This is a genomic window from Lactobacillus gigeriorum DSM 23908 = CRBIP 24.85, from assembly GCF_000296855.1.
Lineage (GTDB): Bacteria > Bacillota > Bacilli > Lactobacillales > Lactobacillaceae > Lactobacillus > Lactobacillus gigeriorum.
The window spans coordinates 1-23,290 of record NZ_CAKC01000005.1 but is presented as its reverse complement, the minus strand read 5'-3'; the positions used below and the strand labels follow the sequence as shown (position 1 = coordinate 23,290).

At 36.2% G+C, this 23,290-nt stretch carries 17 protein-coding genes and 1 pseudogene; 4 read left to right on the top strand and 14 right to left on the bottom strand.

The genetic code is table 11. The annotated features are described in order from the left end of the window. Positions 1–131: 131 nt before the first annotated feature. From BN52_RS00795 to BN52_RS00780, 4 genes are all read right to left on the bottom strand, one after another. Complete coding sequence (locus BN52_RS00795) at positions 132–1,757, bottom strand: type I restriction-modification system subunit M (protein WP_008472146.1); 1,626 nt, start codon at positions 1,755–1,757, stop codon at positions 132–134. 294 nt (positions 1,758–2,051) lie between these two features. Further along, positions 2,052–3,671, bottom strand: coding sequence for a peptide ABC transporter substrate-binding protein (locus BN52_RS00790; protein ID WP_008472145.1), 1,620 nt, complete (start codon positions 3,669–3,671; stop codon positions 2,052–2,054). Positions 3,672–3,829: 158 nt separating this feature from the next. Further along, the gene (locus tag BN52_RS00785) at positions 3,830–4,051 is read right to left on the bottom strand and encodes a hypothetical protein (protein WP_040473274.1); all 222 of its coding nucleotides are present in this window, start codon (positions 4,049–4,051) and stop codon (positions 3,830–3,832) included. Between the two features lie 378 nt (positions 4,052–4,429). Further along, positions 4,430–5,842 carry an FAD-binding oxidoreductase gene (locus tag BN52_RS00780; RefSeq protein WP_008472141.1) on the bottom strand — a complete coding sequence of 471 codons (1,413 nt, stop codon included), beginning with the start codon at positions 5,840–5,842 and terminating at the stop codon, positions 4,430–4,432. Between the two features lie 286 nt (positions 5,843–6,128). Here BN52_RS00780 and BN52_RS00775 point away from each other — a divergent pair, with 286 nt between their 5' ends. Beyond that, positions 6,129–7,193, top strand: a complete 1,065-nt coding sequence (locus BN52_RS00775; protein ID WP_008472140.1) for an LLM class flavin-dependent oxidoreductase — start codon at positions 6,129–6,131, stop codon at positions 7,191–7,193. A 215-nt stretch (positions 7,194–7,408) separates the two neighbouring features. Continuing rightward, positions 7,409–9,286, top strand: coding sequence for a bifunctional metallophosphatase/5'-nucleotidase (locus BN52_RS00770; protein ID WP_008472139.1), 1,878 nt, complete (start codon positions 7,409–7,411; stop codon positions 9,284–9,286). Positions 9,287–9,361: 75 nt separating this feature from the next. Here BN52_RS00770 and BN52_RS00765 read toward each other — a convergent pair whose 3' ends face one another. After that, the gene (locus tag BN52_RS00765; RefSeq protein ID WP_008472138.1) at positions 9,362–11,257 is read right to left on the bottom strand and encodes an SLAP domain-containing protein; all 1,896 of its coding nucleotides are present in this window, start codon (positions 11,255–11,257) and stop codon (positions 9,362–9,364) included. A 258-nt stretch (positions 11,258–11,515) separates the two neighbouring features. On the opposite strand from BN52_RS00765, the gene BN52_RS00760 reads away from it, so the two are divergent. Next, positions 11,516–12,418: an Rpn family recombination-promoting nuclease/putative transposase gene (locus tag BN52_RS00760; RefSeq protein ID WP_008472137.1), complete on the top strand. Its 903-nt coding sequence runs from the start codon at positions 11,516–11,518 to the stop codon at positions 12,416–12,418. A 205-nt stretch (positions 12,419–12,623) separates the two neighbouring features. Here the strand turns inward: BN52_RS00760 and BN52_RS10295 are convergent. From BN52_RS10295 to BN52_RS00715, 9 genes and pseudogenes are all read right to left on the bottom strand, one after another. Next, positions 12,624–13,232: pseudogene (locus BN52_RS10295) on the bottom strand (nitroreductase). 32 nt (positions 13,233–13,264) lie between these two features. After that, positions 13,265–13,849, bottom strand: a complete 585-nt coding sequence (locus BN52_RS00750) for a sugar O-acetyltransferase (protein WP_008472133.1) — start codon at positions 13,847–13,849, stop codon at positions 13,265–13,267. A 152-nt stretch (positions 13,850–14,001) separates the two neighbouring features. After that, positions 14,002–15,483, bottom strand: a complete 1,482-nt coding sequence (locus BN52_RS00745; protein WP_008472132.1) for a glycoside hydrolase family 1 protein — start codon at positions 15,481–15,483, stop codon at positions 14,002–14,004. A 187-nt stretch (positions 15,484–15,670) separates the two neighbouring features. After that, entirely contained in the window at positions 15,671–16,969 is a 1,299-nt protein-coding gene (locus tag BN52_RS00740) for a PTS sugar transporter subunit IIC (RefSeq protein WP_008472131.1), read from the bottom strand. Between the two features lie 28 nt (positions 16,970–16,997). Further along, complete coding sequence (locus tag BN52_RS00735) at positions 16,998–17,891, bottom strand: alpha/beta hydrolase (RefSeq protein ID WP_008472130.1); 894 nt, start codon at positions 17,889–17,891, stop codon at positions 16,998–17,000. Positions 17,892–18,007: 116 nt separating this feature from the next. Continuing rightward, on the bottom strand, positions 18,008–18,877 hold the full coding sequence (locus tag BN52_RS00730) for an AraC family transcriptional regulator (protein WP_008472129.1): 870 nt from the start codon (positions 18,875–18,877) through the stop codon (positions 18,008–18,010). Beyond that, positions 18,877–19,782 (bottom strand): ROK family protein, encoded by a 906-nt coding sequence (locus BN52_RS00725; RefSeq protein WP_040473275.1) that lies wholly within the window; start codon positions 19,780–19,782, stop codon positions 18,877–18,879. Before BN52_RS00725 ends, BN52_RS00730 begins: the two co-directional genes overlap by 1 nt. 114 nt (positions 19,783–19,896) lie before the next feature. After that, positions 19,897–21,255 (bottom strand): MATE family efflux transporter, encoded by a 1,359-nt coding sequence (locus tag BN52_RS00720; RefSeq protein ID WP_008472127.1) that lies wholly within the window; start codon positions 21,253–21,255, stop codon positions 19,897–19,899. Positions 21,256–21,344: 89 nt separating this feature from the next. Continuing rightward, on the bottom strand, positions 21,345–22,685 hold the full coding sequence (locus BN52_RS00715) for an MATE family efflux transporter (protein ID WP_008472126.1): 1,341 nt from the start codon (positions 22,683–22,685) through the stop codon (positions 21,345–21,347). A gap of 226 nt (positions 22,686–22,911) precedes the next feature. Here BN52_RS00715 and BN52_RS00710 point away from each other — a divergent pair. After that, a partial coding sequence (locus BN52_RS00710) for a MupG family TIM beta-alpha barrel fold protein (RefSeq protein ID WP_040473272.1) occupies positions 22,912–23,290 on the top strand: 379 nt, incomplete at its 3' end.

Sequence of the window (23,290 nt, the reverse complement as noted above, 5' to 3'; positions counted from 1 at the left end):
AATAGTTCTTAACGTTTCTTGATGGTGTTTGTCCATTATATAGATGGCTTAATATTTCCCCCAACTTACACTGTACCCAATCGTCAGTGTACCCTTTAAATCTCAGTTTTGGCGCCTTTTTCTCACTCATCCTAATTCTCCTTCTGGAACAATTGGATAATTTCATTCAAACCATCCATCACATCTTGGTCCTCAGACGTCAGATCTTTCAACATCCCTAACAATTCATTTTCGTTCTGCTTTATCTCTTCATCGGTCTGCTTCATTTCTTCTGCAACCTTTTTCAAATCAATAGGTTCTTCAGGAACAAAAGTATCGACATAGCGAGGGATGTTCAAATTATAATCGTTTTCTTTAATTTCATCTAAAGTTGCTAAGTGAGCAAAACGATCAACATCTTCACGCTTCTTATAAGTATCAAGAATAAGCTGCAAATCCTTCTCTCTAAGTTGGTTCTGATTCTTGCCCTTTTCAAAGTGATCATCGCCAGATGCATCGATAAACATCACGCTACTATCAGACTTATTCTTCTTCAACACCATAACTACAGTTGGAATACTTGTACTGTAGAAAAGGTTAGCTGGTAAGCCAATTACAGCATCAATGCTCCAATCCTCTAGCAACTTCTTACGAATTTTACCTTCTGCTGCTCCACGGAACAGAACTCCATGAGGTAAAACAATCGCCATTGTTCCTGTTCCCTTTAAGTGATAGAAACCGTGTAAAAGGAAAGCATAATCAGCTTTAGATTTTGGTGCTAACACCCCATATGGATTAAATCTAGGATCATTCAGGAAACCTGTTGCCGCTGACCATTTATATGAATATGGTGGGTTCATAACTACTGCATCAAACATGGTTTGCGATACTGGTGGCCAGTCTTCGTCTAAAGTATCGCCATTTCTCAATTCTTGATTTGCCGGTGAAACTCCGTGCAAAATCATGTTCATTTTTGCTAAGTTATAGGTTGAAACGTTAATTTCCTGACCATAATAGAAAATTTTGTTTTTCAAAGTTGATGGTACATATTTTTGGAAATTCAATAATAACGATCCAGAACCCATAGCTGCATCATAAACATGAAGTTCTTCGTAATCTTCCTTACCAACTAAAGTAAGTTTGGTTAACAATTCTGAAACTTTTTGAGGCGTGTAGAATTCGCCAGCCTTTTTGCCTGATTCAGAAGCAAACTGACTAATTAAATATTCGTACGCATCCCCTAAAGTATCACCAGGTGTTTTTACGATCTCCACATTTGCAATTGCCTTAATGACATTTGAAATAGTATCAGCTTGCTTTTGAGCATTTGCACCTAATCTTGGCGAGTACAATTGCACATCATTAAATAAGCCTTCAAAATCTTTACTGGTACTTTCAATTGTATTAAAAGCATCTGCTAAATCAGCGATTTGGAAGGTCTTGATAATTCCATCTTTTCTTACTTTGCCATTAATAACATTGACGATATATTGAAAAGTATGTTCCGGATCAATCGAGTATGAGAATGTACTTTTTAACTCAGAAACTAAATCTTCATCATCAAAGTTTTCTTCATAAACCTTCTGTGCTTCTTCTAATGTGGTTTCACCTTCACCCACTAAATCCAATACTTGGTATAGAATTTTATCTGAAAGATATTTAAAGAAAATAATACCCAATAAATAATTCTTATATTCATTTGCATCCATTTTTGAGCGCAATGCATCAGCTGCGCTGAATAATGCGTTTTGAAGTTCTGTAGTTTTTGTATCTGCCATTGCTTTTTTGCACCTTTATCCATAAGTTTATTTAAACTTACACTCTGTGTCACAGCGTAAGCTAACTTTTATTATAACTGATCTTTCAACATTTATTCATTGTTTTATTTTTGTTTTTATGCATTACATTTAAAGCAACTTAGAAACATAATGGATAACAAATCAATATTCTTTGATAAATGGCATCAATGATCTTTGAATTGATAATTATACGCAATAAAGTATCTAAAATGCGTTAAAAAAATAGAGCATCAATTATCCTACAGATAACTTATGCTCTATTAATTTTATTTGTTATTTCACTTCAGCGTTCTTGTAGAAGACAATTCCACCATATGGAGAAATTTGGAAGTTATTAACTCTTGAACTCAACAAGTAGTCTTGACCACCTTGGTAAATTGGAACCATGAAGGCATCTTTTTGAACTACTTGCTTTTCAGCATCAATCAATGCATTCCAGCGTTTCTTAGGATTAGTAGCATACTTGCCAGCAGCATCAGCTAAATCTTGTTCATACTTGCTATTCTTGTAGTCAGTTGCTAAGTGATATGAACCACCATCGGCAATGAAGTTTACTGGATCTGCGAAATCTGGTGACCAAGTACCATAGACTACATCAAAGTTGTAAGCAGTAGTTGAGGCCAATCTTGACTTAAGTGGAATTGAACGTAATTTTACAGTTAAGCTAGGAAGATTTTTCATTAAGTTGCTTTGTAAAAATTCACCAACTAATTTAGATTCATCAGTATCGCTAGTAAGCAATTCAATCGTGATCTTTTTGCCTAAAGTCTTTTGGGCTTGCTTCCATTCAGCTCTTGCCTTAGTTACATCAAATGGCAACATATCACCGGCATCTTTACGATAATCAGTACCAGTTTCAGTGTTGAAAGCAAAGTTTGCTGGAACAATACCATTTAGAGGTGCTCCTGCGTAAATTACATTTTTAACCAACAATTTCTTGTCGACTGCCATTCCCAAAGCACGTCTTACATGAACATTACCAGTAGTCTTGCGCTTGGTATTGAAGCCAAAGTAACCAATCATTGGCGTCAATTGTGAATGTAGGTTCTTATCATTCTTATATTGCTTGATGAAATTACCACTTAATGGTACATAATCAAGCTTTGATTCACGATACAAGTTTAATGCCGTATTTGGCGTCTTAACTACTTGCATGTTTACTTGATTCAACTTAACTGCTGATTTGTTCCAGTAGTATTTGTTCTTCTTGTAAGTCCAGTTTAAATCTGAACCAGTCCACCCGTTAACAGTAAATGGTCCGTTATATACAGCCTTTGTAGAAGAAGTACCGAATGATTTGCCATACTTTTGTACTAACTTGCTGTCTTGAGGGAAAAATGGAATCCCAGTCAATAATTCATCGATATAAGCAATTGGTTGTTCCAACGTAACTTGCAACTTGTACTTACCAAGAGCCTTAATTCCTAATTGGCTAGGCTTTAAATCTCCCTTTGAAACCTTATCACCATTGGCAATGAATGCAAAACGGCTGGTGTTTGGCGAAGCAGTCTTTGGATCAGCTGTTCTTCGCCATCCAAAAACATAATCTTCTGCCGTTACAGGATCACCATTTGACCATTTGGCACTTTTTCTTAATGTAAAAGTATATGTTTTCTTGTCCTTTGATACGCTAACTTTTTCTGCTCCAGCCAATACTGGCTTATTTTTAGCGTTAAAAGTATATAGACCTTCGTAAGAGTTTTGAATTGCTTCAGAACTTGATGAATCTGAATATTTACTTGGATCCAAAGTTTGTAATTCAGCGTTTACTTCTGAATTAATTACCTTGTTTGAAGTAGAGTTGCTTGATTGAGTATTGTTATTACCACAAGCTGCCAAGATCAAAGCAGCAGATGCAGTCATAACTGTCGCAACAATGGTTTTAATCTTCATGTTTACCTCCAACCAAACTTGTTAAATTTTTCAACAAGAAATATGTTACTGATCTGCTTACTTTTTGTCAACAAATTTGACTTATATAGAAAAAACATCATTGATAATCTTTGATAATTTGATTCAATGATGTTTTTCATGATTATTGATCACCTATTCTAATCAGTTCTCTGAAAAATGTTATTAACGGTCTTTATTATAGTTTGAGCATCAATTTCATCGCCAAACATGGAAATTACAATTCGCTTCAAAACCTGGTAATCCATTCCTTCTGCTTTCAAACTGATAATCGCTTTAGTTAAATTCCTTTTGCGTTCGTCTTGTTGACCCTGCTTTTCAAAATATTCATCACGTAGCTTCTGTTTTTCTTTTAGATCCATAATCTTCGCCACCTCTATTCTATTGTGAGAGATTTTCTCGAGATCATTTCTAACAGCTTTAACCAAAGGTACATCTGAACTAAAATCGCCATTCATTGCAGCAATGTAGCCCTGGACAGCACCATTTACGTTTCCCTATTTGACATTACTTTACCAAAAACTAAATCATTAGATAAAGGAAGATCCTTTTCTACGTCCATTATAAACCTACTTTCTTCAAAATAATAAAGTGAGGACAAAAGCCCTTATTTATTAGATACGCAAAATCTATCAATTTTTATTTTGAAAAAAGCAGTCTTTATAAATTCTTAAGAATGAAACAAAAAAGCCAGTTTGTCTTTTGACAACCAGCTTTAAATTTATCAATATGTAGAACAATTAGTCCTTTGGTTCAAGTGGGAAGATCTTGTCAGGGTTAATAATTCCATTAGGATCGAATAAGCTCTTTACCTTACGAAGCATATCAGTGTAGTCTCTTCCGTAGAAGTCATCGAAGAAGTCTTTACGAGCGTAACCAATTCCGTGTTCACCTGACATGTTACCATCGAGTTCCTTAGTTAACTTGAACAATTCTGAAATAACAGTGTGTGAGTTTCTTTCGTAATCTTCATCACTTTGATCGTCTGAGCATAGGTAGATGTGCAAGTTACCATCACCAGCATGACCGAAGTTAGGAATTCTCATGTTAAGTTCTTTTTCTAATTCTTCGATTCTATTCAAAACATCTGGAATCTTGTTGATTGGAACACAGACATCAACTTCATCCATCTTTGGAGTTGATTTTTGGATGGCCAAAAGTAATTCTTCACGTGCTTTCCAAATTAACTTAGCCTTTTCATCTTCAGCGTTAAGAACAACTGCTTCACCAGCGCCAAGGCCCTTAACAACTTCAAGAATTTCTTGTAATTCAGCTTGAATTTCTGCTTCAGTGAAGGCATCTAAACCAACAATAATGAAGCCATCGCCTTCTTTAATTGGGAATTCTTGATTTGAATAGTTTTCCCAAAGATCAAGCACCTTACGTCCCATAAACTCAACAGTAGTTGGAATAACACCTGATGCCAAAATTGCAGGAACTGACTTGATTGCTTGGTTCAAGGTTGGGAATGGGATAATTGCGTTAATGCTGTTCTTTGGACGTGGTACCAAACGTACAGTAACTTCAGTAACAACACCTAAAGTACCTTCTGAACCAATAATTAAATCTTTCAATGAGTAACCTGAAGCTGATTTAACTGCCTTTGCACCAAATTTGTAAAGCTTACCGTCAGTCAAAACTACCTTGATTTCACGAATGTGTTCACGAGTTACACCATACTTAACTGCCTTCAAGCCACCAGCGTTAGTATCAACGTTACCACCGATAGTTGCCCAGTGCATTGCAGGTGCAGGCATATAAGTAAATGGCTTGTCAGCAAGATAACCTTCAAGGTCTCTTAATCTAATACCTGCTTGAACAGTCATTGTTAATGAATCAGGATCATATTCAAGAACTTGGTTCATCTTAACCATATCCAATGAAATACCACCCTTAATAGTTAAGTTTGCACCCATCAAACCAGTTGAATTACCTCTTGGCACTAAAGGAATCTTATGATCGCTAGCATATTTAACCACATTTTGAACTTCTTCGTTAGTTACAGGTTGAATAACTAATTTTGGCATAGCGCGAACAACTTTGAATTGGTCGTGATCCCAGTGCTCAGTTGGTTCGGTAATGAAACGTTCGTCATCTGAAATAAAGGCATGTAAAGCTTCGATGTCTTGTGCAGTTAACTCATTGTATTTCATATGTTATTCCTACTTTCTAATTTTTAACTCTCTATGAAAGCGTTATCAACTTATTACATTGACTATTATAACCACATAACTTGTGAAATGACAATTAAAAAAACTCAAAAATTGGATTTTTTTGCCAAAAGCTCCTATTTTCTTTGTGAAAATCTATTGCCCTGCTGGTTTATATAGGGATTTCTTGGCTCTTTATCATGGGTCTTGTGTTTTCATAAAAGATCTTATATAATTTTACTTACAAAAAGTAAGTAAAAATATTTTTTTATGAAAGAAGGTAGACATTATGACTATGAAAGATTTTAGAATTGATCCTAGCAAAGGACTTGAATTAGGCATTTATACTTTAGGCGAACACATGCCTGACGCACATACTGGCAAGCGGATTTCCCCACATCAAAGAATTAAAGAAATTATTGAAATGGCAAAACTAGCTGATGAAGCCGGTCTTGATGTTTTTAACTTAGGTGAAAGTCATCAAGAATATTTCGTAAGCCAAGCTCATGCAGTAATCCTTGGCGCCATTGCTCAGCAAACAAAGTACATTAAGATTGGATCTTCAGCTACTATTGCTTCTACATCTGATCCAGTGCGGATCTATGAAAATTTTGCAACATTAGATCTGATTTCTGGCGGTAGAGCTGAGATTACTGCAGGTCGGGCATCTAGACTTGGCTTATTTAAGTTGCTGGGTTACAACGTTGAAGATTACGAAGAACTTTTTGAAGAAAAATTTGATTTACTCCGGAAGATCAATGAAAACGAACGCGTAACTTGGAGCGGAAAATTCCGCGCTTCACTTGAAGATGCAAAAATCTTACCACGACCTTTGGAAGGTAAAATGCCAATTTGGCGTGCTGTAGGTGGACCTGCTGCTAGTGCTATCAAAGCAGGAAAAAAGGGTGTGCCCATGATGATTGCCATGCTTGGTGGCGACATTCGTATTTTCGAAAGATCGGTCGATGCTTGGCGTAATAGTTTAGAAGCTAGTGGTTTTAATCCTGATGATTATCCATTAACTACTGCAGGGTTGTTATACACTGCCAAAGATGCCAAAACAGCCAAAGAAGAATTTTATCCATACTTAAATCAAGGACTTGAATTAGCAAATGGTAATGGTTTTAACAAGCGGTTATTTGAACACAGCACAGAACCAGATGATGTTATGGTTATTGGTAGCCCTCAAGAAATACTAGAGAAGATTTTATATCAACATGAGAACTTTAATAATCAGCGATACATGGCGGAAATCGATTTTGGTGGCTTACCTTTTGAAAAAGTGATGGACACGATATACATGCTTGGCGAACAAATTGTTCCAGCAGTGAAAAAGTATACTACGGCAGATTAGTCGAGATAATAATGATCAAATTAAGCACTTTATAGCGTTATTGTTATTAAGTGCTTTTTTAATACGAAAAATTGTTTGTCTTTGAATGCGCTACACATATTAATCTAACAGTATTAGCTAGACTTTCATAATATATAACGAACTAATTTAACTGTTTACTTAAAAATTATACGGATTATAATATGGAATGTAATAGCTATAACAAGGAGAAATTTATGAACTTCCACACTAGAGATTTTTTAAAAGCATCAGCAACTTTACTCGCATTTTCAGCTTTGGCGGGATTTATCTCCCCCTCGCAGAGAGTTAAAGCAGCTAATAATGTAAGAGTTGTTACCAAGATTTATTCGTCTGCTAAACCCGAACAATCAACTTGGGCAAGCGTCAAAAAATATCGACACGATATTCCCGTTCAGTTCCTAGGCATAAACGACCTCCACGGGGGCTTGGAACGCACTGGAAATGCTACTTTTGGCAACACCAAGTATGAAAACGCTGGAGGAGCGGTTCGTTTAGCGTCATATCTAGATAGTGCTCAAGCTAGTTTTAAAAAGATGGCCAAAAACGGAAAAACTTTTAGAGTCGAATCAGGCGATATGGTAGGTGCATCCCCATCCAACTCAGCCTTATTACAAGATGAATCTACAATGCACGTTTTGAAAGCAATGGAGTTCAAGCTTGGTACCCTAGGTAACCACGAATTTGACGAAGGCTTAGGCGAATTTCACAGAATCGTTGTAGGTGGGAAACCAACTAAGAAGTATAATTCCGCCGAAATGAATTATCCTCATCAAAAATCCGGTTTGGAGATTGTAATTTCAAATGTGGTTGATCGGAAAACTGGTAAAGCACCATTTAATTTCAAGCCATACGTAATTCAAACAGTAAAAGGTAAAAACGGACAAAAAGTTAAGGTAGGTTTTATTGGAATCCTAACTAATACCATGCCTACCCTAACGACTTATCAAAATTATCACCCATATAAATATTTGGACGAAGCAACTGCAATCGCAAAATATGATCGTATTTTACGCAAAAAAGGCGTTAAAGCAATTGTCGTTTTAGCTCATACCGGTGTAGCCAGCACAGTAGATAGTAACACCAACCAAGCAACTACAACTGGTCCTTCCGTTGATATCTTACAAAAACTATATAAGCTCGATCCTAAGAACTCTGTTGATTTGTACTTAGCAGCTCACTCACATCAATATGCCAATGCTAAAGTAGGTCACACAGTTTTATTACAATCAATCTACTCCGGTGAAGCATATGAAGATGCTATCGGCTACTTAAACCCAAAGACCCATGATTTTGCTAAGAACAGTTTAGTTGGTCATGTCTTCCCTGTTATGTCATCACAACAAGACCCTACAATCAAGGATAATTCCAAAGTAGCAGCGATCGTTAAAGATGCAGATGAACGTACTTCACTAATCGTAAATCAAAAGATCGGCGAAGCAGCTACTGCTCAAAGCCTAACTGGTCGTGATAAAAACAATCAATATGACGAAAATGAAACTGGAGACTTGGTTACTGATTCACAACTGGCTGCTGGTAAAGAAGCAGGCCAAAAACAAGGACTCACAGTTGATTTTGCAATGACTAATGGCGGTGGCGTTAGAGCCGGTTTAGCTGTTAAACCTGACAAATCAATTACTTGGGGAGCTGCTCAAGATGTGCAGCCTTTTGGAAACATTTTAGACATTGTTTCCATGACAGGGCAACAAATTTATGATGTACTAAATCAACAATACAAGAATTATGGTGCTGGACATCACACCTACTTATTAGTGTCAGGATTGAAATATGATTTCACTAGTAACGATGATAAAACTCAACCCTATAAGGTTACAAAAATTTACACCAATGATGGTAAGGGATTAGATTTAAACAAGTCATACAACGTGGTGATCAATGAATTTCTTAAAGGCGGTGGCGACTTCTTCAATCAATTTAAAGAAGCAAAGCAAGTTGGTACTGCTGGCGTTGATACAGATGTTTTCGTTAAATATATCGAAGATCAAACTAAGGCTGGAAAACCTATTACTGCGCCAAAGTTAGATCGAAAGAATTTTGTAGGAAAAGCTCAATAAGAAGCAAAAGAGTCTGGAGATTCTTCCAGGCTCTTTTGCTTGCTTTTTTTACTTTTTACTCGCTAGTCAATCGATCTAATCAGTAGCATAATCACTAACATTTAAATCATGCTTTTTACTATTAGCATCAATTAAAACAAAGTGCGATCTTTGGCTGTTTTTAAAACCACTTTGATATCGACCTGACTTGCTTGCAAAGTCAGTATAAATTGTCACACGCATCTTATCGCCAGTGTTAACATTCTGCATTAAAGAAAAAACTGCATTTGCTTCAACTTTAGATAGATCATTGACATCCTTAACTTTTATTTTCTTGCCATCGAGCTGTTTTTGAACATTCTGAACATAATCAAGCAAGGTCGACACCGTTGATTGACTTGTTCGACTATTATCCTTGGCCTTGGTTAATGCGGCTACTGCCTGATCATAATTCTTTCTCATTTCAAAACTACTTAAACGATATTCATCACTCGCTTTTACTGAATTTACCTTAGCTAATAGCGAATCCACCTGTTGTTTAGTAGTTTCAGTCACAGTTTGATCATGAGTAGCTTCTGCTTCTTGAAGGGTATTGCTTGCTTTAAGCTTAAGACCAGTTACAAGAAAAGCATCACTAGCTTTAACATAAATGTTAAAAGGAGTCCATGTTCCTTTAGCTGGGTCTTCATCACCCTCTGGCTCACTAACACCAGTAGTCAAATGATAGTACAATTCGGCTTTCTTATCAGAATCATTCCAAATGTACCGGGCTTGATCAGCTACATAATTACTACCATATCTTTTCAAATTACCCGTAACTTTCCCGCTTGCATCATACGTTGGTACAGTCTTATTAAAACTAATCATTGTGTAGTGTTTATCAAGATAGCTACTGTCTTGCATATGCTGTCTAACGGAAAAGTTTGCTGATTCCTGGTCGGTAACATTATTATCAGGATATTCTTCTCCAGGACCCCAATCAAGATAATAATTAGTTCCCTTGATATGATAATAGATTCCCTGCATATCCCCATAACCAAAGGACACAACGTAATCAGAAATAAGCTTTTGACTATGGCGGTAAATCTTAGTAGTTGGATTTAATTTGCTATCCAATGCAGCCTGATCATGCTTAACCGTTAGTTTAATTGGCCCTTTAGCCATAATAGTACGACCATTGAGCAATTCGAGATTAACTGTTTTGACGTATGCATTCTTGCCAATTGCAACATAAGTAGTGCCTTTTATTTTCTTGGTTGGCAAAGTATAACTAGTATCCTTCTTATCTGACTTAAGCGTAAAAATTACACTATTTTTTGTAGCCTTTTTCCATTTTCCAACATATTTTACAAGGGTGTTTATGCCCAAAACAGTTTTACCAACGCGTTTACCTTTTTTATCATAGACATATGCGTTGTGATTTAGTCTAACAACACCTTTACCATCAACCTTGGAAACGTATTGTGCATTGACATAGTGACCTTTGCCAATATTGTATAAGACCATGGGGTTATAAGTAGACGCTAATTTCGCTCTATATTGAAAATTGCTGCCAGCCTTCAGATAGCTTTGGCCATGATAATTCTTGATCCGTTTGCCTTTTTTATCATAAATATAGGAATTTTTCCTAATCGATAGATAAATCTTGCCATCCTTTTCATACGAACTTGTAACATTCTCAGACTTAACATATCCTCCATCGCCTAAAGGAATATAGATATTTTTTCCAATATAAGTGTTTAAATCTAGTACTCTCTCTATAAAAACAGCTTTACCTTTAATGATTAATGGCTTGCCATAATAACGGTAACTTTTATTAGATCTGACATTTTTGTTACTAATATAATTGCCCTTTTTGTCTAGCAATGAAACTTTACCATCATAAGTTGGGGCAATTGTAATAGTTTTATCTGAAGACGCTTGAGCCGGTCTGCTAAAAAGAAGCGCTGCACCAAGCATAGAAGCACATGCAAAGATAATCCTTTCTTTCATTTATATCACCTTCCTTGTAATTTAATTATACTATTGATAGCGATTACTAATATTAAAAATCGTTTAAGGAAAAGCAATGATAAAAATGGTGTAGCTAAGTTTGAAGTTATTATGTTTCCTATACTAGCATTTGAAATAACTAGAAACCGTTTTTTCTTCAATTTTCTGAAAATAATTAATAGAATTTTCGATTTTTTACGTATTTATATATTAGGGGGTATTTTTCTCTCAAATCTATAATTACGAGGAGGCAACTTCATGGATTATGAAGTCCCAAAGGAATTCGGCTTTACTGAGGATAAGATCTTCGGTTGGGTCATGGAAAACGAAGAGTTCTGTTTGTATGTTTTACGAATCATCCTCCTCTTTTTGGAGATTAGGGAGATTGTAGAGTTTAACAAACAGGATTCGCTAGGCAATGATCAGCGGGAGTCTAAGGATATCAGACTTGATATCAAAGTAGTCGATAAGGATGGGCGCATCTTTGATATTGAAATGCAAACGTCGCCAAGCAGGTATCTTGGAAGAAGATTGCGCTACTATCAATCAACGATCGATGGTGCCAAGGTTCTTAAGCCAGGTCATGATTATTATGAGCTACCTGACACTTTCATTATCTTCTTGTGTTCGTTTGATCCGTCTGAAGCTTTTTCAAAGGTTGATAAACGTGCAGTTCATTTCTTCAAAACGATTGATACGAAAGACCATGCGTTAGAGTTGATTGACGGCGCTACTAAGGTTATCATTAACTCAAAAGGCGACTTCACTGGTGAAAGCAAGGAACTTAAAGAGCTAGCGAAGTTGATGAACAATGAAGAAGTCAGTCTAAATGAGCACTTCATTTGGGCTCAAAAACGAATTAAAGAACTTAATCAAGACAGGAGATCAGATATCATGGACTACGAGATGAAGATCATGGATGCCAGAATTAGCGGTCGTGAAGATGGCGAGAAAGTCGGAGAAAAAAGAGGCAAAGAGATTGGCGCGAAAATTGCAACTCGCGCAGGAGTTAAGAAACTGATTGGTGTGCTTATCGATTTGTCTCTCGACGTCAAAACGATTTTTATTAAAGCCAAGAATGAGTATGGCCAATACTTCTCAGACGATGAATTAAAGCAATTCATCGCAGAAGCGAAAACCGATTCTTTACAAGAAGCTTAAACCACTATATTTTACATGAATATGCCGATCAATTTTTGCTCAAATCCACGCAAAAAATAAGCTCGTAGACTATTTCTTGCGAGCTTAGCATATCGATTTATTTACAGAAGCAATAACGCTCTTTTTGAACCCTTTAGTTTAAAGAGATCGCTTTTTTGATTACAAAGGTAGCTAATCATAATTTATATAGCTGATGTCTAATCATTTAAACTCTAATTTTCAAAACTTCTTCCAATCTATTCCTACTGGATCTAATTTCATTCACCTTTGTATCTTCATCTCGATAGCCAAGACCAATCCCTACGATTATTTTTTCAACTTTTGGAATTTCGAGTTCTTGATGTAGCATTTCTGGATATTTTACGAACTGATATGCAGTCATGGACGCAATGCCTCTTGCCGTAGCTGAAAGAATGATACTATTTCCCAACGATCCTAAATCATAAAGCGACCAATCAGAATATCCTTCTGGAAGTGTCAAATAGACAACTGCCGGAGCATCATACAATCTAGCAGAAGATGGTCCCATGTATTGTTGAGCTTCACCTAAGTTCTCCGTCCAATATTTCATGTTTTTCTGGGCACGTTCAGACTAAAGATTTCTTGCCATTACTGGTAATTCCGAATTCCCTTTTTGACCACCCTTTTCAAGCTTTTCTTGTAAATTACGAATGGCCTCAAGTTTTTCACCCATCGCAAGGTATATCGTATATGGTTGTGAATTAACCCATGATGGGGCTTTCCTAGCTTTATCAACAATTGCCTTTAAAGTATCCAATGAAATCGTCTTATTCGTAAATTTTCTGGTTGAAATTCTAGTTCTTAATGCTTCTGATACTTACATTGTTATTCCTTTATTTCTGGTAATTTCTTTACTACTTTAGCAGGAACGCCAACTGCAATACTGTTATCAGGGATGTCCTTGGTTACCACAGCACCAGCACCAATAATTACATTGTTATCAATTTTGACACCACCAATGATTGTTACATTGCCACCAATCCAAGTGTCACTACCAACACTAATTGGTGCTGTAGTAGTTATCAATCTTGGCTGGCCATCACGTTGGTCATAGCGTTTAGTTGCATCTAAATCATGTTGCCCACAATAGAATTTAACATCTGGCGCAACAATTACTCGATCTCCCAGCTCAATTAAGTTTGAATCTTGGAAACGACAGCCATCATTAATAAAAACTTGACTGCCGATAGTCATATGTTTTCCATAAAGCACCGAGATCGGGCCATTGATAATAGTATTTTCACCAACTCTAGCAAACAAACGTTTCATTAGCTTTTGTCTTGTAGAAATATCTAAAGTTTTATTTAATTCTCGAACTGTAGAACGGGCACTTCCTAACATTTCTTGTAGTTCAGGATCTCGATAATCATAATCTTCACCGTTCAATAATTTTTCGTGTTCTGTAGTCATTTTTATCACTTCATCTATTATTATGAGAAAAAAATCTACTATTATAAATATCTATCTTTAATAGTCAACTATTACAAAAAGCAATATTAAAAAACTCGTATTATTAGTTTTAAACTAACAAATACGAGTTTTTTAGGCATTCTTTCTTTGTATTATGCTAAATCTTCACCATTTGAAGCGATGACTTTCTTGTACCAATAGAATGACTTCTTTTTTGAACGATTTAAACTTCCGTGTCCTTTATCATCCATATCAACATAAACAAAGCCATAACGCTTCTTCATCTCACCGGTTCCTGCACTAACAAGGTCAATGCATCCCCATGGCGTATATCCCATCAAGTCGACTCCATCATATTCAACAGCCTTTTTCATTTGTTCAATGTGTGCTCTCAAATAATCAATCCGGTAATCATCATTAATTTCACCATTCTCTTCGACTTTATCTTCAGCACCCAAACCGTTTTCAACAATCATTAAAGGTTTTTGGTACTTATCCCATAACCGGTTAAGCGTGATTCTCAATCCTTTAGGATCAATTGGCCAACCCCATTCACTAGTCTTGAGATATGGATTCTTCACACCGCCCATTTGGTTACCACCGGTTTTTTCGCCTTCTGGGTGAGCAGCGATTACCATTGAGTTGTAGTATGAAAAACCAATATAATCAACAACACCGTCTGCAAGAAGCTGATCATCTCCTGGTTGTTTTTTTAATACAATACCTTGTCTTTCCAATTCTTTGAGTTTGTAGTTTGGATATTTACCTCGACATTGGACATCAAGATAGAAATCTCTGAAGTCACGTGAAAATTCCATTTGTGCTTCCACATCATCTGGATTGCAGCTATATGGATATTGCAAGATATAAGCAATCATCATTCCCACTTTAGCATCTGGTGCCAGTTTATGAACTAATTTAACAGCTTTAGCACTACCTAGTAACACATGATAGATTGCTTGAGCTTGACGTTGTGGATTTGATTTTGAGGCTGTGATTCCTAGATTGCTGTAATCACGAACAAAGTTAATTTCATTAAAAGTCATCCAATAATGAACCTTATCTTTGTAACGAGTAACAATTGTTTCTACATACTTAGCAAACAGATCGATCACCTTGCGGTTTGTCCAACCTCCATATTTAACGGCTAAGTTCAAAGGACAGTCGAAGTGATTCATTGTTACAACTGGTTCGATATGATGCTTTTGACATTCATCGAAAACTTGGTCATAAAAAGCTAAGCCCTCTTCATTTGGTTCAGCATCATCGCCATTAGGAAAAATTCTTGTCCAGTTAATTGACATTCTAAAAGCATTGAAGCCCATTTCTGCCATTAAAGCGATATCTTCCTTGTAGTGGTGATAAAAATCGGTTGCTACATGGGATGGATAATACAAGTCTTCATCGACATAAGCTACTGCTCCATCAGGAACTTCACTGTCAAAACCACGGGCTAATTTTGTTTTAGTACCATCAGCTAATTTAACTGTAATGTAACGAGGAATTCCTTTAATTCCGTCACCTCCTGTGATGGTATCTGTAATTGCTAAGCCCTTTCCACCTGATAAATAGCCACCTTCATATTGATTAGCTGCGGTTGCTCCGCCCCATAAAAAGTCTTTTGGTAAAGTCATCGGTAGTTTCCTTTCTCTAATTTTTCCAACGTACTATATAAAGTATATATGTTTGCGTTTTCATTGATAAATGAATTATTACTTACACAAAATGACCAATGTCATGACAAGAGAGGCATTGGTCATTTATTTGGATCTATTTGAGGATTATTAACGAACTATTATTGAGGATTATTTTAGTTTAAAGTTAAGCTACTTGTGTTGCAACATTTGCTTTTTCAGCTTCTAATGCATTTTTGTCATCAATTAAGAAGAATGGAAGATACATTATAAAGTGAACTAATAAGCACAAGATCCATAATAAGAATAACCAGATACCACCTGCAAAGAAGGCAGTAACAAAACCTGGTGTTACCCATGGCATTGAAATTGTAGGGTTAAATTGAATTGGCAAAATTCCTACTGCAATCCAACCAATAAATCCTGTTACTAGAGATGAAAGCACCATTGGTAATAGGTAAATTGGATTCAAAACTAATGGGAATCCGAAGATTACCGGTTCATTAATATTGAAAATATTAGCTGGAATAACAAGCTTTCTCATTGCCTTGTACTTGTCAGATTTGGCAAATAAGGTTGCAAGGCAAAGTCCTAAAGTGTTACCTGATCCCCCAACATAAACACATGTACTTACGATAGCAAAAGCGTAGAAAGGTAAAGTTTTTCCTGCAAGATATGCTTCTGTATTAGCAGTACCTGCAGCCATTAATACTGGCATATAAGGAATTAAAATAGTATTTGGGTGAATACCAAAGAACCAAACTAAGTTCATGGCTGTATAAACGATGATCAATGAAAGTGGAGAAGCCCCTAACTTAGTAATTGGTTGACCAATTAAAGTAGCAATCATTGTGAACAAGTTGCCGTATGGTGTAAAAGTACATGCATATTTTACAAAGAATAACATCGTAAAAATAATCATAGAAACAAATGTTGGTGTTAATGACTTACTTACCATTGGTGGTACAGTGTCTGGTAATTTTAATTGAAGGTTCTTGCTCATCAAATAGCAGTATAATCTTGGAATAAATAAACCAATCAAAATAGCAACGAAAATACCATCACTACCCATAAATTTAGTTCCTAAAGCAGTTACTGCACCTGCCTTGGTATTAAATGTTTGGATCGGAATCAAAACAATAAATGAAGCTGTAGCAATAATTGCTCCTACGATTCCATTTTCTTTTAAATCTCTTGTAAAGCAGTATCCAATAGCACCAACTACGTAAATAGCAATCAATGATAAAGTCAAAGCTACAACATCTTGACCTGTTTGATATAAACCTGTGCTCTTTAAGAAACTAACCCAAGGTGCAATTGGTAAATTAGATAAAACTGCTATCGCAGCAACACCTAAGGTAATTGGCATCGTACACATAAACCCTTCGGTTAATGCTTTGATATATTTGCTACTCCCCACTTTATTTGCAAACGGTCCAACTACTTTCTGTAAACCAGTTTGAAATTTTTCAAATGCATTACTCATTTTTTCTCTCCTATTGTGGAACCATCCTTTATGACATATGATCTTTAAAGAATTTTGCTTCCTCATCATTTGCAAGATCGGCTAACTCGTCCCGTTGATTAATCATAAATACATGAGCTCTTGGGTTTTCAAGATCTCCCCAAGATTTTTGAATTACTTCGACTTCTTTTGCTCGCAGATATCCATCCAATCTTATTGAACAATCGCGAACGAAATCTTGATTAGCTGTAGCAATAAATGTAGGCAAAAAATCCTTAGTGATATATTTCTCAACATTTAAGAGATCTTTTAAATTTGGATCATTAAGAATCTCATGAGTAAAGTATGCAGATACTGCTCCAGAGATCATACCTGGATCAAGAACAAAAGTTGCAGGACAATTCAACGCAATTGCTCTAATTTTTAAATCTGTTAATTTATACCCGATTTTTTCACGGTATTCCTTATTTGTTAGAACAACTGCATATTGTTCTGCCATTTGGCCACCTGCAGAATCACCAATAATAAATACATTATTTTTGTCTAAGTTATATTCATCAGCATGATCTGCCACCCAATGCATATATTGATCTACTTGGTCTAATTCACCAGGAAACTGAACATCAGGAGCCAATTTGTAATTAGGATTTACAAAAGCAAACCCTCGTTTAGCCATCCCTAATCCATAGTATTGATAGGTTTCTTTTGTTCCATAGACCCAGCCACCACCATGAATATTAATGATCACTGGAATTTTACCAGATACATTCTTGGGTAAATATAAATCAAGCAAATTCCACTTTGGATCTTCACCATATTTTAGATCGTCATACCTAATTACTTCGGGTATGTCATGTGGTAGCCCGCTGTCTCTTTTATCATCACTAAGTTTACAAGCCTCTCGCATTGCATTAACTGCTTCGATGATCTTGACATCAACCATTTATCTTCCTCCTTTCACATGATTGCGCTTTCAATTTACAAATTTATATTAACTAAATCAGACTAAAACAAAAAGATCAATGTTAACGCAAATAAGGCGCACATTGATCTTTTTTGCTAATATTTAATATTTTTTCGAAAGTTTGAAGCAGTAATTCCATATAAATTTTCAAAGGCTCGATTCATCGTCCTTAAACCAGAAAATCCATTATTTAAGGCAATATTTGTAAGGCTATCTTTACTTGTTAATAACTCATGATGAACATGTTGAGCTCTTACATTATTAATATAATTATCAATCGTTAAATCCATCTCACGTTTGAAAAAGCGAGATAAGTATTCTTTGGAAATATTACACTCTCTTGCTAGAATAGCTAAAGATAGTTTTTCTTTATAATTATTATTTACGTATTGAGTTATTGCCTGCAAACGATTAATTACATAAATCTTACGTTGACCAATTTGCTCTTGGCTGGGCTTTTTAGTCATAAAATTGCTAAGAATGATAAATAGTACTTCATCAACAATTGCCTGCATGCGAACATTCTTGAGCTTACTATCAACAAAATACAAATTAGTAAATTCCGTCAACAATCCTTGCAATTTAACATAGGCTTGTTTTTGCAGATCAGTAAAACTAGTTGGATCATTGATAGCAATAATCTCCTCACTGATTTGCGGATACAGCATGCAGACGACACTATATGGAAATATTATTGATAAAGCTAAATCATGTTCTCCAGAACGATTTCTAATCGAATGAATTTCCTGAGAATTAACAATCAAGATTTTTCCAGACTTAGGATTATATTTTTTTCCACTAATTTGAAAATTATCAACATTTCCTCTAATCGTATAGCTTAGTTCAATCCCACGATGCCAATGCGGAGCGATATAAAACGGTATTTTATTATCGTGAAAAACAAAATACCAAACATTTAAGGGATCGGTTGGAATTACAACTTCATGCAGATTTTTTTCGGTCATTATAGTTTTTCACCATTAACATGCAACAACAAGTTGTATAATGATCCAAACAAATTAGCGTCATTCTTAAATTTGGCCTCAACAATCTTAGGACGAGTTAAAGTCATCTTGTACATTGGCATTTGATCTAAAAATTGATCATAAGCACGATTAATTTCTTCAACTAGAATCGGTTGAGCGGAAATTCCACCGCCAATCGCAATTGTCGTCAAATCCACTACAGATTGGATGTTGATAATGATTCCAACCACATCCCAGCAATAGGAACGTAAAATTTTCAAAGCTTGCTCATTGCCCGAGTTGATGGCTTCAAAAGCTGCTAAGCCATCAGTTTCATCATCATTGCCGATCGCTTTATTGACCTGGCTAACCATGCGGACTGCCGATCCCATAGTTCCCGCAATATTATCAAAGCCCATGTCTTTGGCCATCTTCAAAGCCATAAAACTTAATTCACCAGCTTGGAAATGGGCTCCATTTAATAAGCGACCATTAACAATAATTCCGCCACCTACTCCAGAGCCAAGAGTAATAGCAGCACAATTTTGCAAGTCTTTCAAATTTCCTAACCAATTTTCAGCTAAAACACTAGCCTTGCCATCATTAATCACAGCAACTGGAATATTAAGATCCTTATATATTTCTGCAAAATCAATCCCATCAAGGAATGGCAATGCCCCACCGAAATGAATCTTAGTATGTTCAATTTTACCTGGTGCGCAAAAAGCTAGGCCTTTGATATCTTTTTCAGCATATTTTTTAACTACTTGATCAACCGTTGCTAAAAATTTTTCTTTTTCATGAGGCGATTTTGTCTTACCTTTTTCAATAATATTACCGTCATTGTCAAGCAAAGCATATTTTAAATTTGTTCCGCCAATATCAATACTTAGATAATTTTTCATCTTGTATGTACTCGCTTTCATTGTTATTACCACAATTGTACTCAAACCTGAAAAAGCAAACAAGCCAAATATTGATCATAATTTGGCTTGTTTGACATTATTTAGTTTAAAATTTTACGCTTCTTTTCTGGTCTGCTGGCTGATTAAAGCAAAATCAAGATGGCGATAAGCATTCAACAAGACAATAGTACTTAAGAGCCAGGTTGCCGGATAAATCCAGTTAGCCATCCGAATATCCTGAAAAAATGGCTTGGTACCTAATAAAACCGCTAACCTTACCACAACCCAGCAAAGCATCATTGCCAACATTGGGATCGTCGCTTTCCCTGCACCACGCATTACTGAAGCAATTAAATGCGTAATCGCAACCAAGAAAAAGAAGAAGCCACAAACTCTTGCACGTCCAACACCAAAAGCAACCACTGAAGGCGTCGGATCAAATAGTGTAATCAATTGTGGAGCAAAGGCAAATACGCTTAAGCCGATTATTTCCGCAATCAATACTGCCAAAATCACTCCAAACCGAACGCCCTCTTTAATTCGTTTAATTTTTCCGGCACCAAGATTTTGGGCTACAAAGGTAGTTAGGGCTAAAGTAAAACTGGTTACTGGCAAAAAAGCAAAACCCTCCACGCGAGTATAGGCACCGATTCCTGCAACTGCATGTGCACCAAACATGTTGATATATGATTGAATAACCACATTAGACACGGAAATTAACGAATTCTGCAATCCTGATGGTAAACCATAATCAATCGTCAGCTTCAACATTGGCCGATAAATTTTAAGATGGCGCAGATCTACCCGACTTGGACCTTTTAGCTTACGCAATTTATTATAGGCAAGAAAAGCAGAAAAAGTTTGCGCAATTACTGTTGCTAAGGCAGAAAAACCGACGCTTAAATGGAGCCAATAGATAAAAATAATATCAAAAGCAATATTTACAACTGATGAAGCAATCAAGTAATACAATGGTCCCTTACTATCACCATTAGCTTGAAGGATACTAATAAAGGTGTTGTACATAACAAAACCCATTGATCCTAAAAAGTATACCCGTAAGAACTCTACCGATTCCGGCATAATGCTTTTTGGCGTTCCCATTAATATCAGAATTTGTGGGGTCAACACTACACCAATGATTGTTAACAAAAAGCCACAAATAAAGCCCACAGCAACCACTGTAGCCACTGCTTCACGCGTACGTTGATCATTTTTTGCACCAATACACTGTGCTATCACCACTCCTGCACCCATCGCTAAACCTTGAAATAAACCGATCAACAACATGATCAGACTTCCAGACGATGAAACTGCAGCTAAGGCATTCGACCCAATTACATTACCTACTACCAACGAATCAGCAGCACTATACATCTGTTGAAATAAGTTTCCCAAAAATAGCGGAATTGCAAATTTAATTATCTGGCTACGATATGAACCCTCGGTCATTACAATCGCGTCGTTATCCATCTAATTCCCCCTCACATTCATATTCTGTTAAATAAATATCATCTTAACTTATAATTTAATTAAATCACAGGGAAAATATGTGGTAACAACTATACAAACAGTGCTTTGGTTCTCCAAGTACCATGATGCCACCGGTAGATCATCAACATTGCACGCAAACTTTCATCGATTGCATACGCAATCCATACACCTACTAACCCCATATGGAAGACAATTGCCAATAAATATGAAAATGGCAAGCTAATTAGCCATAACACAGTTAAACTGCATGCAAGCGGAAATCTAACATCCCCACTCGCATTTAACGATCCTACCAAAGTCATATTAACCGCTCTTGCTGCTTCAAGAACAATTTCGACCAAGAAAACCCAACGTGCCAACTCAATGATTTCCGGATTATTTGTATAAATATGCATAATTGGGGTAATAAAAATAAAGGTCACGAACGAAATTGAAGTTGAAATGCCCACATTTTGCACCATTGAACGAAAGCCCCTTTGATATGCTCCTTCGAAATCTTTTGCACCAACAGTACGACCAATAATAATTTGATTCCCTTGACATAAGGCCGAAGCCGTTAAAAATACAAATTGGGTAATCGCTGAAACATACGATTTGGTGATCAATACATTAGTTCCCAAAGTCGCAACAATCATTGTGACTACCACTTGAGCCCCAGAATAAGAAACTGATTCACCTGATGAAGGTAATCCCAACTTAAGAATTTGTTTTAAAAATGGTACCGAAAACCGTTTAAAGTTAACTTTTAAAACATTGAACTTCACATATCGCTTAACTAAATAAATTGCCACAATTCCCGCACAGAATTGGCCGAAGATGCCAGAGATTGCAATACCGCGAACGCCAAAATTAGGTAAGCCAAATGGTGAAAATAGCGCCACATAATTTCCACAAACTGCAAGAATATTAGCGATCGTTGGCACAATCAAAGCTTGCAAGGTCAGGCCATGCGTTCTCAAGCAGGCTAACATGACAGAATTTAACGCCAAAATAATCGTTCCTGCACCATACAGCTGCATATAAGGAATCGCAATTGCAATTACATCATCCGGAATGTTTAAGAAGCGAAGCAATGGGTATGGCAAAAGAATAAAAATTGCTCCTAAAAGCAAACCAATTCCAATTGCGCCAAAAATTGCTGTATTCATGACTTTAGGAATTTCTTTGTGTTTTTTAGCACCAAGAAATTGCGCAATCATGATTTGGGTACCTACGGTTACAAAGCCATAAACATTATATGATAAGCCAAAAAATTGGTTGCAGGCACCAACTGCCGCTACAGCCACCTCATCAAAGTGAGAGATCATCCATACATTGACGTTTCCCACCATCACATTGAAGAGAAATTCAATAAAAATTGGCCAGCTAAGAATGATTAATTCTTTGTCCGAGCGATTTAAAAACTTCATGGCAATACCTAACCTTAAAAAATAAAATTGAAACCGTTTTATTCGATTTGTACATATTTTACTCTATACACATAAAAGGTAAAGACAAAAGCTATACTCTTTTCAATTAATTTTGATATCTTGGTATGTTTTATCGAATCAACTTTATTTTTAATCATTTGCACTTACGCATATTATTCGCCATAATTAGCTTATATTGTAAGCGATGACATAAAAGGAGCAAAAGATGACAATGCGCAACTTGGGATTATCAATCTATCCCGACCACAGTGAATATCAAAAAGATGTCGAGTATCTCGAACTCGGCCATAAATACGGTTTTTCTAGAATATTTATGAGCATGCTGGAAGTTCAAGGAAGCGTTGAAGAAACCAAAGCCAAATACCAAAAAATCATTAACTTTGGCAACAGTTTGGGCTACCAAACCTTTATCGATGTTTCTCCAGGACTCTTCAAGAAGCTCGGCATCTCCTACTCGGATCTGAAGTTTTTCAAAGAAATCGGAGCAACTGGCTTAAGACTTGATCAAGCGTTTGACGGTGCGACTGAGGCAATGATGTCTTTTAACCCTTATGGCTTGATTATCGAACTCAATATGAGCAACG